This window comes from Candidatus Phyllobacterium onerii, from assembly GCF_028331445.1.
GTDB classification, from domain to species: domain Bacteria; phylum Pseudomonadota; class Alphaproteobacteria; order Rhizobiales; family Rhizobiaceae; genus Phyllobacterium; species Phyllobacterium onerii.
The window spans coordinates 63,007-79,092 of the sequence record NZ_JAQMHX010000017.1 but is presented as its reverse complement, the minus strand read 5'-3'; the positions used below and the strand labels follow the sequence as shown (position 1 = coordinate 79,092).

The following is a 16,086-nucleotide window of genomic DNA, read 5'->3' as shown; positions in this document are numbered from 1 at the left end:
CGCGATGATGGCCGACAAAAACCGTAGGGATCAGCTCAAGGCGCTGTTTGAGACAGTAGAGACTAATTCGGCGCCCGAGCAGCAGCCAGCCGAGCTCGCCCCAACGCGGCAGAGCGCTTCGGTCGAGCCGTTGAAGCCGCGTGCCGCTTCTGGTGCGATCAAGGCGATGGGCCTGTCGCTGGGTGGAATATCGAAGGAGATCGAGGATGCACGACGACTGAAGGAGAGCTTCGAGGGTAGCGAGCGCGTCGTCGAGCTCGATCCGGCGCTTGTGGAGAGCTCATTTATCGAAGATCGGCTCAGCCACGATTCCGGATCGGATGACAGTTTCGAGGAGCTGGTCGAAAGTATCCGGCAGAATGGACAGCAGGTTCCTATCCTTGTTCGCCCGCATCCGGAAAAGCAGGGCCATTACCAGACAGCTTATGGCCATCGCCGCCTGCGCGCTGCTCGACGTGTCGCTAAGCCCGTGCAGGCGATTGTCCGCAATCTCACCGATGTGCAGCTTGTCCTGGCGCAGGGCAAGGAAAACACCGAGCGGCGCGATCTATCCTTCATCGAACGTGCTTTCTTTGCCCGCAATCTTGTCGAGCGGGGCTTCGAGCGCGGCCTTGTGCAGGATGCACTATCCCTGGATAAGGCAGAGATGACGCGGTTTCTTCAGGTCGCGGCAGCTGTACCAGCACTGGTGGTTCGCGCTATCGGACCCGCGCCAAAGATCGGCCGCCCACGCTGGGTCCGGTTTGCTGAATTGCTCAAATCCGGTGACGCGCAGGCTGCTGCACTGAATGAAATCGCGCTGGAGCCGTTCAGTGCCGCTGACAGCAACGCACGCTTCAACCGCGTCTTCGAGCGGCTCCTGAAAAACGTCGAGCCTGTCGCACTGGCGCCGCGCAATACGCCGTCGGTCGTTGGCAATAAAACCTCAAGCCCCAGCGCAATCGCGCAGTTGAATTCAGACAAAGGAAGACAAGTTCTGACCTTTGCCGATCATATTCCGCAAGATTTTGCGGTATTCGTAACAGGAGAGCTCGAGACTTTGCTTGCCCGCTACAATAGCCGGTCACGTGATAAATAGCGCTGCGACTTCAGTCGCTACAAGGCCGGTTGGTTGAGTAAGCACTAGCCCAAAACCGGATTGCGGTTCTGGACAGTTTAAAAGGACGAGAGAGAAGGAAACAACGGCAAGAAAAAAGGCCCCCAGAACGTTACCGCCCCGGAAGCCCTCTTCAATGTAGCAATTTTAGAGAATCACTTCCACCCAGACTTGTCAAGAGTCGGACGCGTTTCGGCACGCCTTTTCATTGCCTCAACTTGAGGTAAAGGACCATGACTGATCGTTTTGCAACGACGCCATTTGGCGGTCGTTCGTTGTCGCACGCCATGTTTGCTGTGCAAGAAAAGACAGCACGGGCTCGCGAAAAACTGGCGGGTACGGACAGAAACCACCCGGAGAAGTGGGCGCTGTTGCGGTCATTGACCGAGGCTCGTACCGCGTTTTTCCTTTCGGACCGCACAATTGCGGTTCTCGAAGCATTGCTGAGCTTCTATCCCGAGACACTGCTGGACGGCAGTGCAGCACTGATTGTCTTTCCGTCCAATGCGGAGCTTTCCATGCGGACCCGCGGCATGTCCTCCGCGACAATTCGCAGGCACCTTTCAGCACTCGTCGAGACCGGCCTGATCATTCGTCGTGACAGTCCCAATGGCAAACGTTATGCGCGGCGCGGCGAAACCGGCGAGATCGAACATGCTTTTGGCTTTGACCTCTCACCATTGGCGCTACGAGCGGGCGAAATCGAAGCTCATGCGGTTCAGGCAAGGGACCTGGCGCGAGCCGTTCATCGTGTACGCAGCGAAATCACCATCCATCTTCGAGATGTATCCAAGACCATCGATGCCGGGCTCAGCGAGGAACGTGCGGGTGACTGGGAAACATACGCTGATGAGCTGGCAGCGCTTTCGGGACGAGTAAGCAGGCATCTGCCACTGGAGACGCTTCGGGTGCGATGCGATGCCCTTGCAAGCTTGAGAGAGAGAGTTGAGAAAACTTACCTGGCATCGCTTTCAGACAAAGAGATGAGCGCCAGTGACTCTTCTTTTGAGCACCATATTCAGAATTCAAATATAGACCACCAATTTGAAAGGGCCCCCGAAACAGGCCAGAAGCAATCCGACGAGCTACAACCCCAAAACAACGCGCCCGGGCGGATAGTTGCGCTGAGCAAAATGAGAAATCGCTTGGAAGCGGCGCGGCGAAATAGAAACCGTGGTGACGGCGGTTTGACCGGTGACAGGCCGAACCTTGAAACGAGATCGGTGCCAATGTCACTGGAGGCAGTGTTGAGTGCTTGCCCGCAGATCATCGATTATTCCCGTGACGGTATCGAGGACTGGCGCGAGCTTGTGAATACGGCGGGACTGGTTCGCTCGATGCTCGGTGTATCACCCGATGCCTGGCAAAGGGCGCGCGATACCATGGGTGATATCAACGCGTCGATCACGATTGCTGCCATTCTTGAACGTATCGGTGATATCCGTTCGCCCGGAGGCTATCTCAGGGCACTGACCGATCGCGCCGAAATCGGCCAATATTCAGTGCTTCCGGTGATCAAGGCGTTGGATGGAGAAAAGCGGGCGTGAGTGGCTTCTCTACCTTGCCAGCCGCCCGCCAGTCGCACCGTTGGCAAAGACGTTGCAATTCAGCCTTGCAAAAGGGGTTGTTGTCGAGAATGGGAATGGCGGTTTTGCCGCTTCGGATGGCTCTATTCTGAGGTCAATATGCTGGCCGGAATATTAGCCTCACCATCTCAAGTCGCATCCATTTTTGAACATTGCGACTGTGATGATGGATATGGTCAACTGAGGCTCTGGCTGCGTCGCGTTGCCTTCATTTTTTGTACTTGTAATTACTACCGGTTGCCCGCTCTTATCGTTGATTTCGACGTCGATACTTTATGAATTTTTAGAAGCGTTCCATGGATGTTATGGGCCCGAAAATATCTGAGAAGCTTGGTCCGGATGAAGACAAACTTGGCATTCCCGTTATTGCCATCATCGGTCTCCCGCTTCCAGCTCTGTTGATTGTGCCGTTTTTGTGACTTGGCTTTGCTTTGCAGCGTCAGCAGGCCGACTTGACCAAAACGTATTCCGAACACACAGCCGAGTTTCTCGCCCGGGACCTGGCCGATTGGGACAATTGCTACCTGCGGCTGGACTTATGGGATGGCACCATGGTTCGGGAATGCGGCTTCAGAGCAAGAGTTTCTGGATGCTTATGCGCAGGACGCTGCGCTGCCTGCCGTGCCCGGCAATGGGTTGACGGCCTGAAGAAACCCGTCCTTGCGGCCCGCGCGCTTAATCGACGCGGCCCCGTGCGGCGACAGGCTCAATCTCAACCACTTCGTTGCCTGAAATCAGCATGACCTGATCGAACAGGTTCGAGACGACACAGGCGTGATTGGGAATGATACGAAGCCGATCTCCGATCCGGGGCTTCTCCTCACAGGCTGAAAAATCGATCGCGCCATGTTCCTCGCTGAGCGAGGTAATCACTGCATCCGGATAGCCAACAATATACCCGAACCCATCCATTCCAAACGTATCGCTGGTAAGGGCTTTAGAACCGGCATCGACAATTACTCGATTCTCCGTTGGGCGGCTGACCACCGTCGTGAGTACTGTAAGCGCGCAATCATCCCATGTGCCGACCCCTTTCGCGACCTGAAAGCGGTCCATGTAGATATACGTGCCAGGCCGATGTTCCGTTGCGCTCGTGACTTCGTGTGCCCGCCACATATCCGGAGAACCGCCATTGGAAATGATGCGCGGATCAAGTCCGGCGGCAATGGCCTTTTGTTTGGCGGCAGACAGGAAAGCTTCATTTTCGACAATCGCACCGGTCTTCGGATAAGTCATGAAGCCTGCGAAACGCAGGCCCCTGGCCACATCGATCAGTTTTGCCAGCGCAACAGCTTCATCAGGCGATTGTACGCCGCAACGTCCCATGCCGGTGTCGCATTCTACCAGTACGGTGAGCGGCTTTGCCGCATCGTTGAACGTTTCGGAAAGCCCGCGGATGGTAACTTCACTGTCAGCGGTGACAGCGAGCGTGACGCGTTTATTCAGCGCCATCAGCCTGCCGAGTTTCGCTTCGCCAATGATGTTATAGGGCAGAAAGATATCCGTCAGTCCTGCATCGGCCATGACTTCTGCCTCACCAAGTTTCTGGCAGGTTATCCCGACTGCGCCCAACTCGACCTGGCGCTTGGCAAAACGCGGCAATTTATGCGTCTTGATGTGCGGACGCACCGCCAGTTTATGTTTGTCGGCATAGGCTTGGAAGCGCTGCATGTTGGTCTCGGCGCGATCGATATCAATGAGGACGGCCGGTGTGTCGATTTCGGACAGTTTCATTTCAATCTCCAAGCACGTCGTTGATGAAACGCAGATTTCCGGCGGTTAGTCCGCCATCGACGTTAAGTGTAGCACCTGTGATACCCGATGCAGCACTCGAGCTGAGGAATACTGCTGCCTGCGCCACTTCCTCCGGTGTCACCATTCGCCCAAGTGGATAGTGCGGCAGAACTTTTGCCAGAAGCTCGGGCTCCCTTTGCAGCCGGTGATCCCATGCCGGTGTTCGTACGGAACCTGGACAGACTGCATTTGCTCGTATGCCAAATCGCCCACGCTCGACAGCAAGCGCTTTCATATAGGAGATCAATCCCGCCTTGGCCGCCGAATAGGCCGGATTGCCGTAGTGGCCGAGCGCATTGACCGACGAGATAAATACGATATTGCCGCTGCCGCGTTTGTTCATGTTAGCGACGATGGGGGCCGTGACGTGGAATACGCCGTTCAGATTGGTGGCGATTTCCTGTTCCCATACATCGGCATCGACTTGATCGAGCGTTTCGCCGCGGGTGAAACCGGCATTGTTGATCAATACATCCGGAACGCCATGATCTGCGATGAAAACATCGATCGCCTTGGATGTAGCCGCTTTGTCATTGAGATCGAAAACCAGACGGTTTGAGAGAGGAAGGCTTTCAATCAGACTTCGTTGCTGATCGGCGCCGGACACAATAGCGCCCAAGTCATTGTAAGCTTCGATAAGTGCTTGGCCGATACCCCCACCGGCGCCGGTGATGAGCACGTGTTTGCCTTTGAGGCCAGGTTCACCATGCGATGTTGGAGAAGTCATGGGCGTCGCATCCAGTTGATTTTTTGCTCATTAATGGCTGCAGGTGGAAAAAAGCAATATCGAGTTTCGCCATTGTAACCAAGACAACCACCCGCGTCCTTTCGTTTGCGGCCGGTGCTGTACCGTGGATTGGCACTATGGTATGGCCGAGCCTTCGCCGTATTTCGAGTCTGGCTACAATGAGCAGTCTGGACACAGGATAGGATTACGATCATGACCAAACAACATTTCGGCCATGCACATGTGCCGTTGTCGCCCGCAGTGCGCGCTGGGGATTTCATCTATATTTCAGGGCAGGTTCCGGTGGGCGCTGACGGCACGGTCATCGTCGGCGGTATCGAAGCCCAGACGCGACAGGTGATGGAGAACGTCAAATCCGCTTTGGCACTCGCGGGCGCAGACCTTTCCGACGTGGTCAAGACCTTCGTCATTCTCGAAGACGCCCGCGAATTCGGGGCATTCAACAAGACCTACGCCACATACTTTCCCGCGAATCCGCCTGCTCGCACCACCATCGAATCCCGGCTGATGATCGACATCAAGATTGAAATAGAAGCCATCGCCTATAAGCCTCTCTGAGATCACATTCATGCGCATTTTTACCGCGTCGCTCGCGACGGAAACCAACACTTTTTCCCCTGTGCCAACAGACCGTGCCAGCTTTGAAATGGCGTTCTATGCGGGTCCGGGTGAACATCCGGAGACGCCCACCTTGTGCTCGGCGCCAATGGTGGTTTTACGGCGCAAGGCGCGCAAGGAAGGGTTCACCCTGATCGAAGGAACCGCGACCTGGGCCGAGCCCGGAGGATTGTTGCAGCGGCAGGCCTATGAGGGTCTGCGTGATGAAATCCTTGACCAGCTCAAGGCTGCGCTGCCCGTCGATGGGGTCATCCTTGGCTTGCATGGTGCCATGGTTGCGCAGGGCTATGATGACTGCGAGGGCGATCTTCTCGAGCAAATTCGCAATCTCGTCGGGCCGGATGTGCTTATCGCATCTGAACTCGATCCGCACAGCCACCTCACGACGAAGCGCGTTGCCAATGCAAATATACTTGCTGCCTTCCTCGAGTTTCCGCACACGGACTTCTACGAACGCGGCGAGCATGTAGTCGACCTTGCCATGCGCGCGCTGCGCGGCGAGATCAAGCCGGTCATTTCTACCTTCGATTGCCGTATGATCGGCGTTTATCCGACCAGCCGCGAGCCGATGCGTTCTTATGTCGATCGTCTGAAGGCCCTGCAGGGCCGCGATGGCATCCTGTCTGTCTCGCTCATTCATGGCTTCATGGCTGGAGATGTCCCCGAGCTCGGCACTCAGCTTATGGTTATCACCGATAATGAGCCGGCAAAGGGTGCGGCGCTTGCAAAGAAATTGGGTATGGAGCTGTTCGCGATGCGTGGAACGACGGCAATGCCCATGTTCGACACGGAAGCCGGCCTGAACAAGGCCATTTCGCTCGTTGCGCAGAAGCCGGATAAGCCGGTCGTCGTTGCAGACGTCTGGGATAATCCAGGGGGCGGGGTTGCCGGAGATGGCACACTGGTTCTGCGAAGGATCATCGAACGCGGTATTGGCAACGTCGCCGTGGCGACGATCTGGGATCCGATCGCAGTGACCTTCTGTCTGGCAGCAGGCGAGGGAGCGCACATCCAGTTGCGCTTTGGCGGCAAGGCCGGGCCGGATGGCGGAGCTCCAATCGATGCGCGTGTCGAAGTGCTCAAGGCCGTGCACGAAGGCTGGCAGAGTTTCGGCAAGAGCCGGGTTACGCTTGGACCCGCAGCAGTCATTCGCCTCGAGGGCACGGATATCGAGATCATCCTCAACACCAACCGGACGCAAACCTTCGAGCCGGACATTTTCTCCAATCTCGGTATCGACCCCGGGTCGAAGGACATTCTGCTCGTCAAGTCGACGAATCATTTTCACGCGGGTTTCGAGCCTGTGGCTGCGGAAATTATTTATATCGATGCGGGCGCGCCCTATCCCTCCAATCCCAGAAAGACCGACTATCGCAAACTTTCGCGTGAAATCTGGCCTCGGGTGGAGATGCCGTTCTGAATCGAACCGGGTGTGGATTTCCCTTGCCACGCCCGCTTTCGCGTCTGGCCATTGCTTGCATGCTGGGAAGACGGGCGGTCGTCGAAGCGCGTCTTTGTAGATAAGTAATGCGATCCGAAGACCGCCCGTCCGGCGTTTTTTGATCCCGTCCGTTCCGCTTGGGAGGCCTTCCGCTTTGGGTGAATTGCTTCGCCCGCTGCCGAAAGCCCCTTTCGAACTGCTCGTCCAGCATACGCCAGTCGTAGTACCGGCAGGGGAACCCCTTGGACAGAACTTCCCCGGACAGCGGGCCCGTTACCCGCCATCGGAGGCGCCGATCCTCTCCCCACTTCGAACGGCTCCGGAAGCAGTTCCCGTGGAAAGGACGGGGATAGAATAACCGAGGTTTGGAGGTGTTGGATAAGTTTGTGGGATTTTGTTTGGAGTGGTCTTTCGGAAGCCGTCGCCAGGTAGTTCGCCAGCCAGTGCAACGCCGCTTTTCCATACTGGTAGAGTCAGCTTGCATTTACTAGACGACTGGTCTATTATCTACGATATGAGTAAAATGGATACACGAGCAGTTTTGATCGACGAGGGCCTGAAAGCGCTTCTTTCCCACGGTTATGAAGGGGCGGGCATCGGCCCGATTCTTAAATCGGCGGGCGTGCCGAAGGGTTCGTTCTATCACTTCTTCGCAAGCAAGGAAGAGTTCGCTTCTGCGGTACTCGCTTCCTATTGTAACAACAACCAGAAGGTGCGAACGCAACTTCTGTTGGAGGACAAGACGAGATCGCCGCTGCGGCGTCTGCGCGACTATTTCGAATATTATGAAAAGGAATACGGGTCGGGCGATCCAACCTGTGGTTGCCTTTTGGGCAATCTATCCCAATCCATTGCGGCACATAGCGAGGTGCTCCAGCGTGAGTTGCATCGCTCGTTCACCGCTTGGCAGGATGATTTCAGGGCGGTGCTGCGCGAAGCGCGTGATGCCGGGGAATTGCCGGAATATCTTGATCCGGATGAAACCGCTGCCTTTTTGATCGACGCCTATGAGGGCGCGCTGGTCAGGATGAAGGCAGAGGGAAGCATCAAGCCCCTTCAACGGTTCAGCACCATGACACTTGATGGCCTGCTGGCACAGAAAGCATAGGAGCCGATATTATGACATATTCAGAGACGACTGGTCTACTAGAAATCCGTCGCCATCGTCAGGGCCGGAGCTCTTCTGCCAGGGACGTTGGCACGCCACCCGATCTTCTAGAGCGTCTGTTGGGCCTCATCCGCAAGGTCTTTGCTTCTGGCCTACACGCCGAACCGACGGGTGATCCGCTGACAAAGCTGAGTGATCGCCTGCTTCAGGATATCGGGCTGACACGAGCCGAGGCAATTGAACTTGATAAGCGACGGCAGGCGTGAAATCCGGGCCGCCGGCGCCGTAGGTATTCGACAAGGCAACGTCTGTGCCGAATGGCGTGAGACCATTTTCGCAGCGGTGAAGATCCAGGCAATGCGAGGAAGAAATTGCCAGACGGATCTCCAGGTCCTGCAATCAGAATGATTTTGGAAAGACTCCTGGGAGCATTTGACTCCTCCTTCCATTCATGCTGAATTGGCACAATGGTCCAACCAATTCAGGTGATGCTTCGTTGATCAGTCCGATCCTTTCCCCGGTTCATACCGCATCCCGCGATGACGCGGTGTTGCATGCGCTGGTGGATTTCGTGACGGGAGAGGGCTTGAAGCCGGGAGACCGCTTACCGACCGAGCGTTTGCTTGCAGAACACCTGAGAGTCAGCCGTACAACCGTGCGTGAGGCGCTGACCCGCTGGCAAGAACTCGGCCTTGTCGAGAGGCGCCAGGGCAGTGGCACCTATCTGAAGGCTGCCGTTACGCCCAATATGCTGCATATGCCGCTGACGCTGCCCTCCGGCAATGATTTCAACAGTCTGATGCACACACTGGAAATTCGCCGTGGTCTCGAGGCGGAAGCCGCCGTTCTCTGTGCGGAGCGCGCTACCGATGCCGATATTGCCCTGATCGAGCAGAAGCTGATCATCATGGAAGAGGCGTTCCACGTACACCACGGCATGTCTGCCGATGAAGATTGGGACTTTCATCTTGCTGTGTTCCGCACCTCGGGCAATCCGCTGTTCGAACAGATCATTGCAGCCATGTACGAGATGTTCCACCGGTTCTGGGAGCATCCGCTGGGGGTGCGGGATTTTGGCCACGCCAGCTTTCCCTACCATCGGACCCTTTTCAATGCGATCGCCGCGCGCGACCCGATTGCCGCACGCGGCGAGGCATTGAAGCTGATTGCCACCGTCGAGGATGACCTCAAGCGCGGGGCGGCAAACCTGAAAAAGCAGAACAAGAAGAGCCAAGCATGAGCGACAACCCGTATTTTCACGACCAGGATATGATGGCGCAAGCTGCAACACTGCTCGCGCATGACGAGCCTTTCCCAGGCGGTTCCGTCGTTCCCCCGATCTACCAGACGTCGCTTTTCACCTTCGATAATTATGCGGCGATGGCCGATGCATTCGCCGGACGCAAGCGCCAACCGATGTATTCGCGTGGTGACAACCCGACCGTCATGGAGTTTGAGGCCAAGATTGCTGCACTTGAAGGGGCGGAGGCCGCGCGAGCCTTTTCCAGTGGCATGGGCGCCATCAGCGCCATGGTCCTTGCCTTTGTCGGCGCAGGCGATCGTATCGTCGCGGTGCGCAATTGCTATGGCGATGCTTATCGTTTGTTCGAACGGCTGTTACCGCATCTCGGCATCAAGGTCGACTATGTGGACGGCTCCGATCCCGATGCAGTGGCTGCCGCCTTGCCGGGGGCCAAACTGCTCTATCTCGAAAGCCCAAGTTCGATGATGTTCGAGCTGCAGGACATCGCGCATTATGCGAAGCTTGCCAAGCAACAGGGCATTGTAACCACGATTGACAATTCCTGGGCGACGCCGCTGTTCCAGCAGCCGATTGCCCACGGCATCGATCTGGTCATGCATTCTGCTTCGAAATATCTCGGAGGGCATAGTGACACTGTTGCCGGTGTCGTCGCCGGATCGCGCGAAATGATCGAACGGATCAATGGCCGCACCTATTCTTACCTCGGCGCCAAGCTATCGCCGTTCGAGGCATGGCTTCTGCTGCGCGGTCTGCGAACGCTGACCCTCCGGCTGCCACATCACATGAAAAGCGGCCTCACCATAGCCGAACGCCTCAAGGCGCATGGTGATGTGGAGCGCGTGATGCACCCGGTCTATTCCAATCATCCGGGCAAGGCGACGCTCAGCGGCTATTCGGGCCTGTTTTCCTTCGAAGTTACCGAGGACATCGACGTGCCGACCTTTGTCGACGCGCTGCAGCTGTTCCGCATCGGCGTCAGCTGGGGCGGTCACGAAAGTCTCGTTGTTCCGGCGCTTGCCTCGCTGCAGCAGACGCCGGACGCAAATTCGATCGGGCGCTTCGGTGTCAGCCCCCGGACGATCCGCCTTCACGTGGGACTCGAAAGTGTAGAGGAGCTTTGGGCGGACCTCGTGAACGCACTGACAAAAGCCAAACGCTGAACTTAAAAAATGGGAGCTTTATAATGCAAAAACGAATGGGAACATTTCTGGCGGGCATCGCAGCCCTGTCGATGACCGTTTCGGCGGCTTTCGCCGATACGACGATCAAGATGGTGGAGGTGATCACCAGCCCGCCGCGCACGGAACTGCTCAAAAAGCAGATCGCCAGTTTCGAACAGGCCAATCCCGGTACCAAGGTCGAGCTCGTCTCGCTGCCATGGGGGCAGGCTTTCGAGAAATTCCTGACCATGGTGCAGGCAGGCGACACGCCAGACATCGTAGAGATGCCGGAGCGCTGGATGGGTCTCTATGCGACCAACGGTCAGCTCGAGGATCTCGGGCCCTATATGGCCAAGTGGAAGGACGCCGGAACACTCGGCGACCGGGCAAAGCAGTTCGGCTCAGTGGTCGACAACAAGCAATACATGATTCCTTATGGCTACTATATCCGGGCCATGTTCTGGAACAAGAAGCTCTTCGCGGAAGCCGGTCTGAAAGAAGCGCCGAAGACTCTCGACGAGTTCATGGAAGCCAACAAGAAGATCTCGGCGATCCAGGGCAAGTATGGCTATTGCCTGCGCGGCGGTCCTGGCGGCTTCAATGGCGTGCAGATGTTCATGAACATCGCCAATGGCAAGGGCGGCTATTTCAATGCAGATGGCACCGCGACCTTGAACGAGCCGGGCGCTGTCAAGGGCCTCGAGATGCTGGCCGATATCTACAAGAACGGTTATGCGCCGAAGGACAGCGTCAGCTGGGGTTTCAACGAGGTGGTGACCGGTTTCTATTCCGGTACCTGCGCCATGCTCGATCAGGATCCCGATGCGCTGATTGGCATTGCCGAGAAAATGAAAGCGGAAGACTTTGGCGTTGCGCCGCTGCCGACCGGACCGAACGGCAAGTCCTATCCGACGCTCGGCTATGCCGGCTGGGCCATGTTTGCCAATTCGAAGGTCAAGGACGATGCCTTCAAGTTGATGGGCACATTGTTGTCACCGGAGGACAATCTCGAATTCGCCAAGAACGTCGGTGTTATCCCTATCCACAACGGCGCTGACAAGGATCCGTATTTTGGCGCTGACAGCTTCAAGGGCTGGTTCGAAGAAATGAATGACCCGAAGACATTCGAGTTCGTCACACCACCGACCTATCTCGAAAACCTCGGCAATTTCTACGACTCCGTTTCAGTCAAGAATTTCCAGGAAGTGTTGCTCGGCCAAAAGACGCCGAAGGCCGTCGCCGACGAGTGGGCTGCGTTCCTCACCGAACAGCAGCAGGCCTGGATGGCCAAGAACAAGAAATAACAAGCAATGAAAAGATGCTCCGGTGCCCATGTGCCGGAGCATATTCTTTTTGCGCACGACCCGTTGTTTGCCGGTCGAGTGTGAGAGGAGCCGACTAATGAGGGGCCGATAGAATGGTGATGCAATCGACGACGGCGGGCCTGCCGCACAACAGGGAAAAGGCCGGCAAGCGCAGTTTTGCCACGGCTTTCGAACCATGGCTTTATTTGAGCCCTGCCATGGTTTTGCTCATGCTGGTGCTGGTGGTACCGCTGATCTTCGGCATCAGCTACTCCTTCCGCAAATTTTCGGCTTTCAAATCCGAATATGTCGGCCTCGCGCAATATCAGGCCTTGCTGCACGATCCAAATCTCGGACAGGCGCTGATGAATACCCTCTGGTGGACAGTCGCCAGCCTGTTTTTTCAATTCTTTCTTGGCCTCGGACTTGCTCTGCTGCTCGACAGGGAATTCGCAGGCAAGAAAATCGTGCAGGCAATCGTCTTTCTGCCCTGGGCCGTGCCGTCCTTTCTTTCGGGGCTGACATGGGCATGGCTGTTCAACCCGATCGTCGGACCTTTGCCGCACTGGCTTTATGCGCTTGGTATCCAGTCCGCCCCAACCAACATTCTCTCCAATCCCGCCACCGCGATGTGGGGGCCGATCATCGCCAATGTCTGGTTCGGCGTGCCTTTCTTTGCGATCACGCTGCTGGCTGCACTGAAATCCATTCCTGGAGAACTGCACGAGGCGGCTGCGATTGACGGCGCCAATCCGTGGCAACGCTTCACCAAGGTGACGCTGCCATTCCTCGCGCCGACCATCGCGATCACCGTGATGCTTCGGACGATCTGGATCGCAACCTTTGCCGATCTGATCTACGTGATGACCGAGGGCGGTCCTGCCGGCGCGACCAACACAGTCGCAACCTACATCTATGTCAGCGCCTTCAAGACGCTCGACAAGGGCTATGCCTCCGCCGTTGCGGTGCTGTTGCTGGCGCTTCTCATATTATACGCCATCGTTTTGATCCGCATCCGCAAGTCACTTGTGAGGGCGTCATGATCGCAGGACGCTCTCGCAACGCCCGTATTCTCGGCGGTATCGGCCTTTACGCCGCGGTCGGTGCCTACGTCATTTTTGCTCTGTTTCCTCTGTTCTGGACGCTGAAGATTTCGGTCACGCCGCAGTCATTGCTCTATTCAGAGGGCATAACCTTGTGGCCTTCCATCTCGACGTGGGAGAACTACAAGACCGTATTGCGAGCCACGGATTTCCCGCGTTATTTCATGAACAGCGTGATTGTTTCGGTGATTACGGCCGTACTCGTCACGATCGTCGCTTCCACAGCCGGCTATGCCATGTCCCGGTTTTCCTTCCGGGGCAAAACCACTGTCGCGGTAACGCTGCTTTTAACCCAGACCTTCCCGTTGGTCATGGTGATCCCGCCGATCTATCGCATCATGGGTCAGTTGGGGCTTACCAATAGCCTGACGGGCCTCATCATCATCTACATCGCTTTCAACATCGCCTTTGCGACCTTCCTGATGCAGTCATTCTTCGATGGCATTCCGAAGGACCTGGAAGAGGCCGCGATGATCGATGGTTGCAGCCGTTCACAGGCGCTGCGCAAGGTCATCATCCCGCTGACATTGCCTGGGATGGGCGCGACGCTCGGCTTCGTCTTCACCGCCGCGTGGAGCGAATTGCTTTTCGCACTGATGCTTATCAGCAGCGACAGCCAGAAGACCTTCGCCGTCGGGCTTTTGACCTTCATCGGCAAATTTGCGGTCGACTGGGGTCAGATGATGGCGGCTTCAGTGCTGGCACTCATCCCCGCATGCCTGTTCTTCGCCTTCCTGCAACGATATCTCGTCACCGGTCTGACCGCTGGCGCAGTCAAGGGATAACAAATCGATGGCCTCCGTCACAATCTCCAATGTCCAGAAAAACTATGGCGCCATGAATGTGCTGTCGGCAGTGGACCTCTCGATCGCCGATGGCGAGTTCGTCGTTCTCGTCGGACCCTCCGGCTGTGGCAAGTCCACTCTTTTGCGTATGATCGCCGGGCTTGAGGAAATTTCGGCTGGGGAGATCAAAATTGGCGAGCGTGTCGTCAATGACGTGGCGCCAAAGGATCGCGATATCGCCATGGTGTTCCAGTCCTATGCGCTTTACCCGCATATGGATGTGGCGTCGAATATGGGCTTCAGCCTGCTGCTGCGCAAGACGGCAAAGGAACTCGTCATGAACCGCGTCGGCAGTGCAGCCAAGCGTCTGGGACTTGACGTATTGCTGCAGCGCCTTCCACGTCAGCTTTCCGGCGGCCAGCGCCAGCGTGTCGCCATGGGCCGTGCCATCGTGCGCGATCCGAAGGTGTTCCTGTTCGACGAGCCCCTGTCGAACCTCGATGCCAAGCTCCGCGTCCATATGCGGACAGAAATCAAGGCTTTGCATCAGCAGTTGAAGACCACATCGGTCTACGTCACGCACGATCAGGTGGAAGCCATGACGATGGCCGATCGCATCGTCGTCATGCATGACGGTGTCATCCAGCAGGTTGGAACCCCACTCGAACTTTATGATCATCCGGCTAACCTGTTCGTGGCCGGGTTCATCGGTTCGCCAGGTATGAACTTCCTTCCCGCCGTTGTCAGCCGTGAGGGGAAGAAGGTTGCAGCAGAGCTCACCGACGGTCAGATGATCGCCTTGCGTCCTGAACTCAAGGTGGAGGATGGCGACCGGGTGACCGTTGGCATACGCCCGGAAAATATCGAGGTCGGTGGTGAGGGGCTGAAGGCGAAGATCGAGGTGATAGAGCCGCTCGGTCTCTCGACGCAGTTTTATACCAAACTCGCCGATAAGCAGGTCTGCATCTTCGCCATGGGCCGCACGGATCGTGGCCCTGGGGACGCGATTGGGCTCGGTATCAAAGCCGCAGATGTGCATCTCTTCCACGGCGTGACCGGCTTGCGGATCGCATAGAAGAATCCGGATAATTGTTCGCGACTTCCGACGGAATAAAATTCCTGCATTGAACCGAAATCTGGTATAAATTTGCCGGTCTGCTCCTGGCGGCGGCGTCGAATGCCTATACAGCGCCACGGCAAAGTGGCACTTTCCGATCACGCCCAAAGCAAATTACAAACGGATGGAAACACAATGAACTGGTTGAAATCACTTCTCGTCGTCAGTGCCCTCGCAATCGTGCCTGCCCAGGCACAAGGCGCGTCCAATCTTGAGCAGATCAAGGCGGCAGGCGTTCTCAAGATCGGCACGGAAGGCACCTACGCGCCGTTCACCTATCATGATGCCTCGGGCAAGCTCGTCGGTTTCGATGTGGAGATCGGTGAGGCGATTGCCAAAAATCTCGGCGTCAAGCCCGAGTTCCTCGAAGGCAAATGGGATGGCCTGATCGCCGGTCTCGACGCCAACCGCTATGACACGGTCATCAATCAGGTTGGCATCACCGAGGCGCGGAAGCAAAAGTATGATTTCTCCGAGCCTTATATCGCTTCAAAGGCCGTTTTGATCGTCAAGAGCGACAATGAGGAGATCAAGGGCTTTGCTGATTTAAAGGGCAAGAAGTCTGCGCAATCGCTCTCCAGCAATTTCGGCAAGATCGCCCAGGAAGCCGGTGCAGAGCTGGTTGGAACAGACGGTTTCGACCAGTCGATCCAGTTGGTCCTCAATGGCCGTGCCGACGCGACAATCAATGACAGCCTATCCTTTCTCGATTTCAAGAAACATAAGCCTGACGCCAATGTGAAGATTGCTGCGCAGCAGGAGAATGCCGATTTCTCCGGCATCATCATCCGCAAGGGTGAACCGGATCTGCTCGCTGCCATTAACAAGGCTCTGGAAGCGATCAAAGCTGACGGCACATACAAGCAGATTGCCGACAAATATTTCGGCCAGGACGTTTCGCAGTAACTCCAGTCATTTACGACTGACACGATATACGCTCTAAAAGGGCAGGGGGCTCTCGT

At 56.4% G+C, this 16,086-nt stretch carries 16 protein-coding genes; 14 read left to right on the top strand and 2 right to left on the bottom strand.

The window, feature by feature from the left end; all coding sequences use genetic code 11:
• The first annotated feature begins 4 nt into the window (after positions 1 to 4).
• The 3 genes from repB to PHA01_RS25630 all read left to right on the top strand — a co-directional run bounded on the left by repB (position 5) and on the right by PHA01_RS25630 (position 3,101).
• Positions 5 to 1,078, top strand: coding sequence for a plasmid partitioning protein RepB (gene repB / locus PHA01_RS25640; protein ID WP_271899108.1), 1,074 nt, complete (start codon positions 5 to 7; stop codon positions 1,076 to 1,078).
• A 251-nt stretch (positions 1,079 to 1,329) separates the two neighbouring features.
• A complete protein-coding gene (repC, locus tag PHA01_RS25635; RefSeq protein WP_271899107.1) occupies positions 1,330 to 2,643 on the top strand; it encodes a plasmid replication protein RepC in 1,314 nt (437 codons plus the stop codon).
• A gap of 335 nt (positions 2,644 to 2,978) precedes the next feature.
• Entirely contained in the window at positions 2,979 to 3,101 is a 123-nt protein-coding gene (locus PHA01_RS25630; RefSeq protein WP_271899106.1) for a hypothetical protein, read from the top strand.
• A 256-nt stretch (positions 3,102 to 3,357) separates the two neighbouring features.
• On the opposite strand, the gene PHA01_RS25625 is transcribed toward PHA01_RS25630, so the two are convergent.
• Together PHA01_RS25625 and PHA01_RS25620 are read right to left on the bottom strand one after the other, a co-directional pair.
• A complete protein-coding gene (locus PHA01_RS25625; RefSeq protein ID WP_271899105.1) occupies positions 3,358 to 4,416 on the bottom strand; it encodes a D-TA family PLP-dependent enzyme in 1,059 nt (352 codons plus the stop codon).
• Between the two features lies 1 nt (position 4,417).
• Positions 4,418 to 5,203 (bottom strand): SDR family oxidoreductase, encoded by a 786-nt coding sequence (locus PHA01_RS25620; protein WP_271899104.1) that lies wholly within the window; start codon positions 5,201 to 5,203, stop codon positions 4,418 to 4,420.
• A gap of 210 nt (positions 5,204 to 5,413) precedes the next feature.
• Here PHA01_RS25620 and PHA01_RS25615 point away from each other — a divergent pair, with 210 nt between their 5' ends.
• The 11 genes from PHA01_RS25615 to PHA01_RS25565 all read left to right on the top strand — a co-directional run bounded on the left by PHA01_RS25615 (position 5,414) and on the right by PHA01_RS25565 (position 16,030).
• Positions 5,414 to 5,782 carry a RidA family protein gene (locus tag PHA01_RS25615; protein WP_271899128.1) on the top strand — a complete coding sequence of 123 codons (369 nt, stop codon included), beginning with the start codon at positions 5,414 to 5,416 and terminating at the stop codon, positions 5,780 to 5,782.
• Between the two features lie 10 nt (positions 5,783 to 5,792).
• Complete coding sequence (locus PHA01_RS25610) at positions 5,793 to 7,262, top strand: M81 family metallopeptidase (RefSeq protein WP_271899103.1); 1,470 nt, start codon at positions 5,793 to 5,795, stop codon at positions 7,260 to 7,262.
• A gap of 544 nt (positions 7,263 to 7,806) precedes the next feature.
• Entirely contained in the window at positions 7,807 to 8,391 is a 585-nt protein-coding gene (locus PHA01_RS25605) for a TetR/AcrR family transcriptional regulator (protein WP_271899102.1), read from the top strand.
• Positions 8,392 to 8,402: 11 nt separating this feature from the next.
• Positions 8,403 to 8,657 (top strand): YjiS-like domain-containing protein, encoded by a 255-nt coding sequence (locus PHA01_RS25600; RefSeq protein WP_271899101.1) that lies wholly within the window; start codon positions 8,403 to 8,405, stop codon positions 8,655 to 8,657.
• 230 nt (positions 8,658 to 8,887) lie between these two features.
• Positions 8,888 to 9,631 (top strand): FadR/GntR family transcriptional regulator, encoded by a 744-nt coding sequence (locus PHA01_RS25595; protein ID WP_417021037.1) that lies wholly within the window; start codon positions 8,888 to 8,890, stop codon positions 9,629 to 9,631.
• Entirely contained in the window at positions 9,628 to 10,815 is a 1,188-nt protein-coding gene (locus tag PHA01_RS25590; protein WP_271899100.1) for a PLP-dependent transferase, read from the top strand. The genes PHA01_RS25595 and PHA01_RS25590 overlap by 4 nt, the downstream gene beginning before the upstream one ends.
• Before the next feature lie 35 nt (positions 10,816 to 10,850).
• The gene (locus PHA01_RS25585; RefSeq protein WP_271899126.1) at positions 10,851 to 12,119 is read left to right on the top strand and encodes an ABC transporter substrate-binding protein; all 1,269 of its coding nucleotides are present in this window, start codon (positions 10,851 to 10,853) and stop codon (positions 12,117 to 12,119) included.
• 113 nt (positions 12,120 to 12,232) lie between these two features.
• On the top strand, positions 12,233 to 13,162 hold the full coding sequence (locus PHA01_RS25580; RefSeq protein WP_271899099.1) for a carbohydrate ABC transporter permease: 930 nt from the start codon (positions 12,233 to 12,235) through the stop codon (positions 13,160 to 13,162).
• Positions 13,159 to 14,007, top strand: a complete 849-nt coding sequence (locus PHA01_RS25575; protein ID WP_271899098.1) for a carbohydrate ABC transporter permease — start codon at positions 13,159 to 13,161, stop codon at positions 14,005 to 14,007. Before PHA01_RS25580 ends, PHA01_RS25575 begins: the two co-directional genes overlap by 4 nt.
• A gap of 7 nt (positions 14,008 to 14,014) precedes the next feature.
• The gene (locus PHA01_RS25570; RefSeq protein ID WP_271899097.1) at positions 14,015 to 15,082 is read left to right on the top strand and encodes an ABC transporter ATP-binding protein; all 1,068 of its coding nucleotides are present in this window, start codon (positions 14,015 to 14,017) and stop codon (positions 15,080 to 15,082) included.
• 177 nt (positions 15,083 to 15,259) lie between these two features.
• On the top strand, positions 15,260 to 16,030 hold the full coding sequence (locus PHA01_RS25565; RefSeq protein WP_271899096.1) for an amino acid ABC transporter substrate-binding protein: 771 nt from the start codon (positions 15,260 to 15,262) through the stop codon (positions 16,028 to 16,030).
• Positions 16,031 to 16,086: the final 56 nt, after the last annotated feature.

Excerpts from the sequence above, each read along its gene's own strand:
- PHA01_RS25565 (WP_271899096.1), top strand. The coding sequence starts at position 15,260 with ATGAACTGGTTGAAATCACTTCTCGTCGTCAGTGCCCTCGCAATCGTG.
- PHA01_RS25620 (WP_271899104.1), bottom strand. The coding sequence starts at position 5,203 with ATGACTTCTCCAACATCGCATGGTGAACCTGGCCTCAAAGGCAAACAC.
- repC (WP_271899107.1), top strand. The coding sequence starts at position 1,330 with ATGACTGATCGTTTTGCAACGACGCCATTTGGCGGTCGTTCGTTGTCG.
- PHA01_RS25600 (WP_271899101.1), top strand. The coding sequence starts at position 8,403 with ATGACATATTCAGAGACGACTGGTCTACTAGAAATCCGTCGCCATCGT.
- PHA01_RS25610 (WP_271899103.1), top strand. The coding sequence starts at position 5,793 with ATGCGCATTTTTACCGCGTCGCTCGCGACGGAAACCAACACTTTTTCC.
- PHA01_RS25570 (WP_271899097.1), top strand. The coding sequence starts at position 14,015 with ATGGCCTCCGTCACAATCTCCAATGTCCAGAAAAACTATGGCGCCATG.
- PHA01_RS25605 (WP_271899102.1), top strand. The coding sequence starts at position 7,807 with ATGGATACACGAGCAGTTTTGATCGACGAGGGCCTGAAAGCGCTTCTT.
- PHA01_RS25585 (WP_271899126.1), top strand. The coding sequence starts at position 10,851 with ATGGGAACATTTCTGGCGGGCATCGCAGCCCTGTCGATGACCGTTTCG.
- PHA01_RS25625 (WP_271899105.1), bottom strand. The coding sequence starts at position 4,416 with ATGAAACTGTCCGAAATCGACACACCGGCCGTCCTCATTGATATCGAT.
- PHA01_RS25580 (WP_271899099.1), top strand. The coding sequence starts at position 12,233 with ATGGTGATGCAATCGACGACGGCGGGCCTGCCGCACAACAGGGAAAAG.
- PHA01_RS25590 (WP_271899100.1), top strand. The coding sequence starts at position 9,628 with ATGAGCGACAACCCGTATTTTCACGACCAGGATATGATGGCGCAAGCT.
- PHA01_RS25575 (WP_271899098.1), top strand. The coding sequence starts at position 13,159 with ATGATCGCAGGACGCTCTCGCAACGCCCGTATTCTCGGCGGTATCGGC.
- PHA01_RS25630 (WP_271899106.1), top strand. The coding sequence starts at position 2,979 with ATGGATGTTATGGGCCCGAAAATATCTGAGAAGCTTGGTCCGGATGAA.
- repB (WP_271899108.1), top strand. The coding sequence starts at position 5 with ATGATGGCCGACAAAAACCGTAGGGATCAGCTCAAGGCGCTGTTTGAG.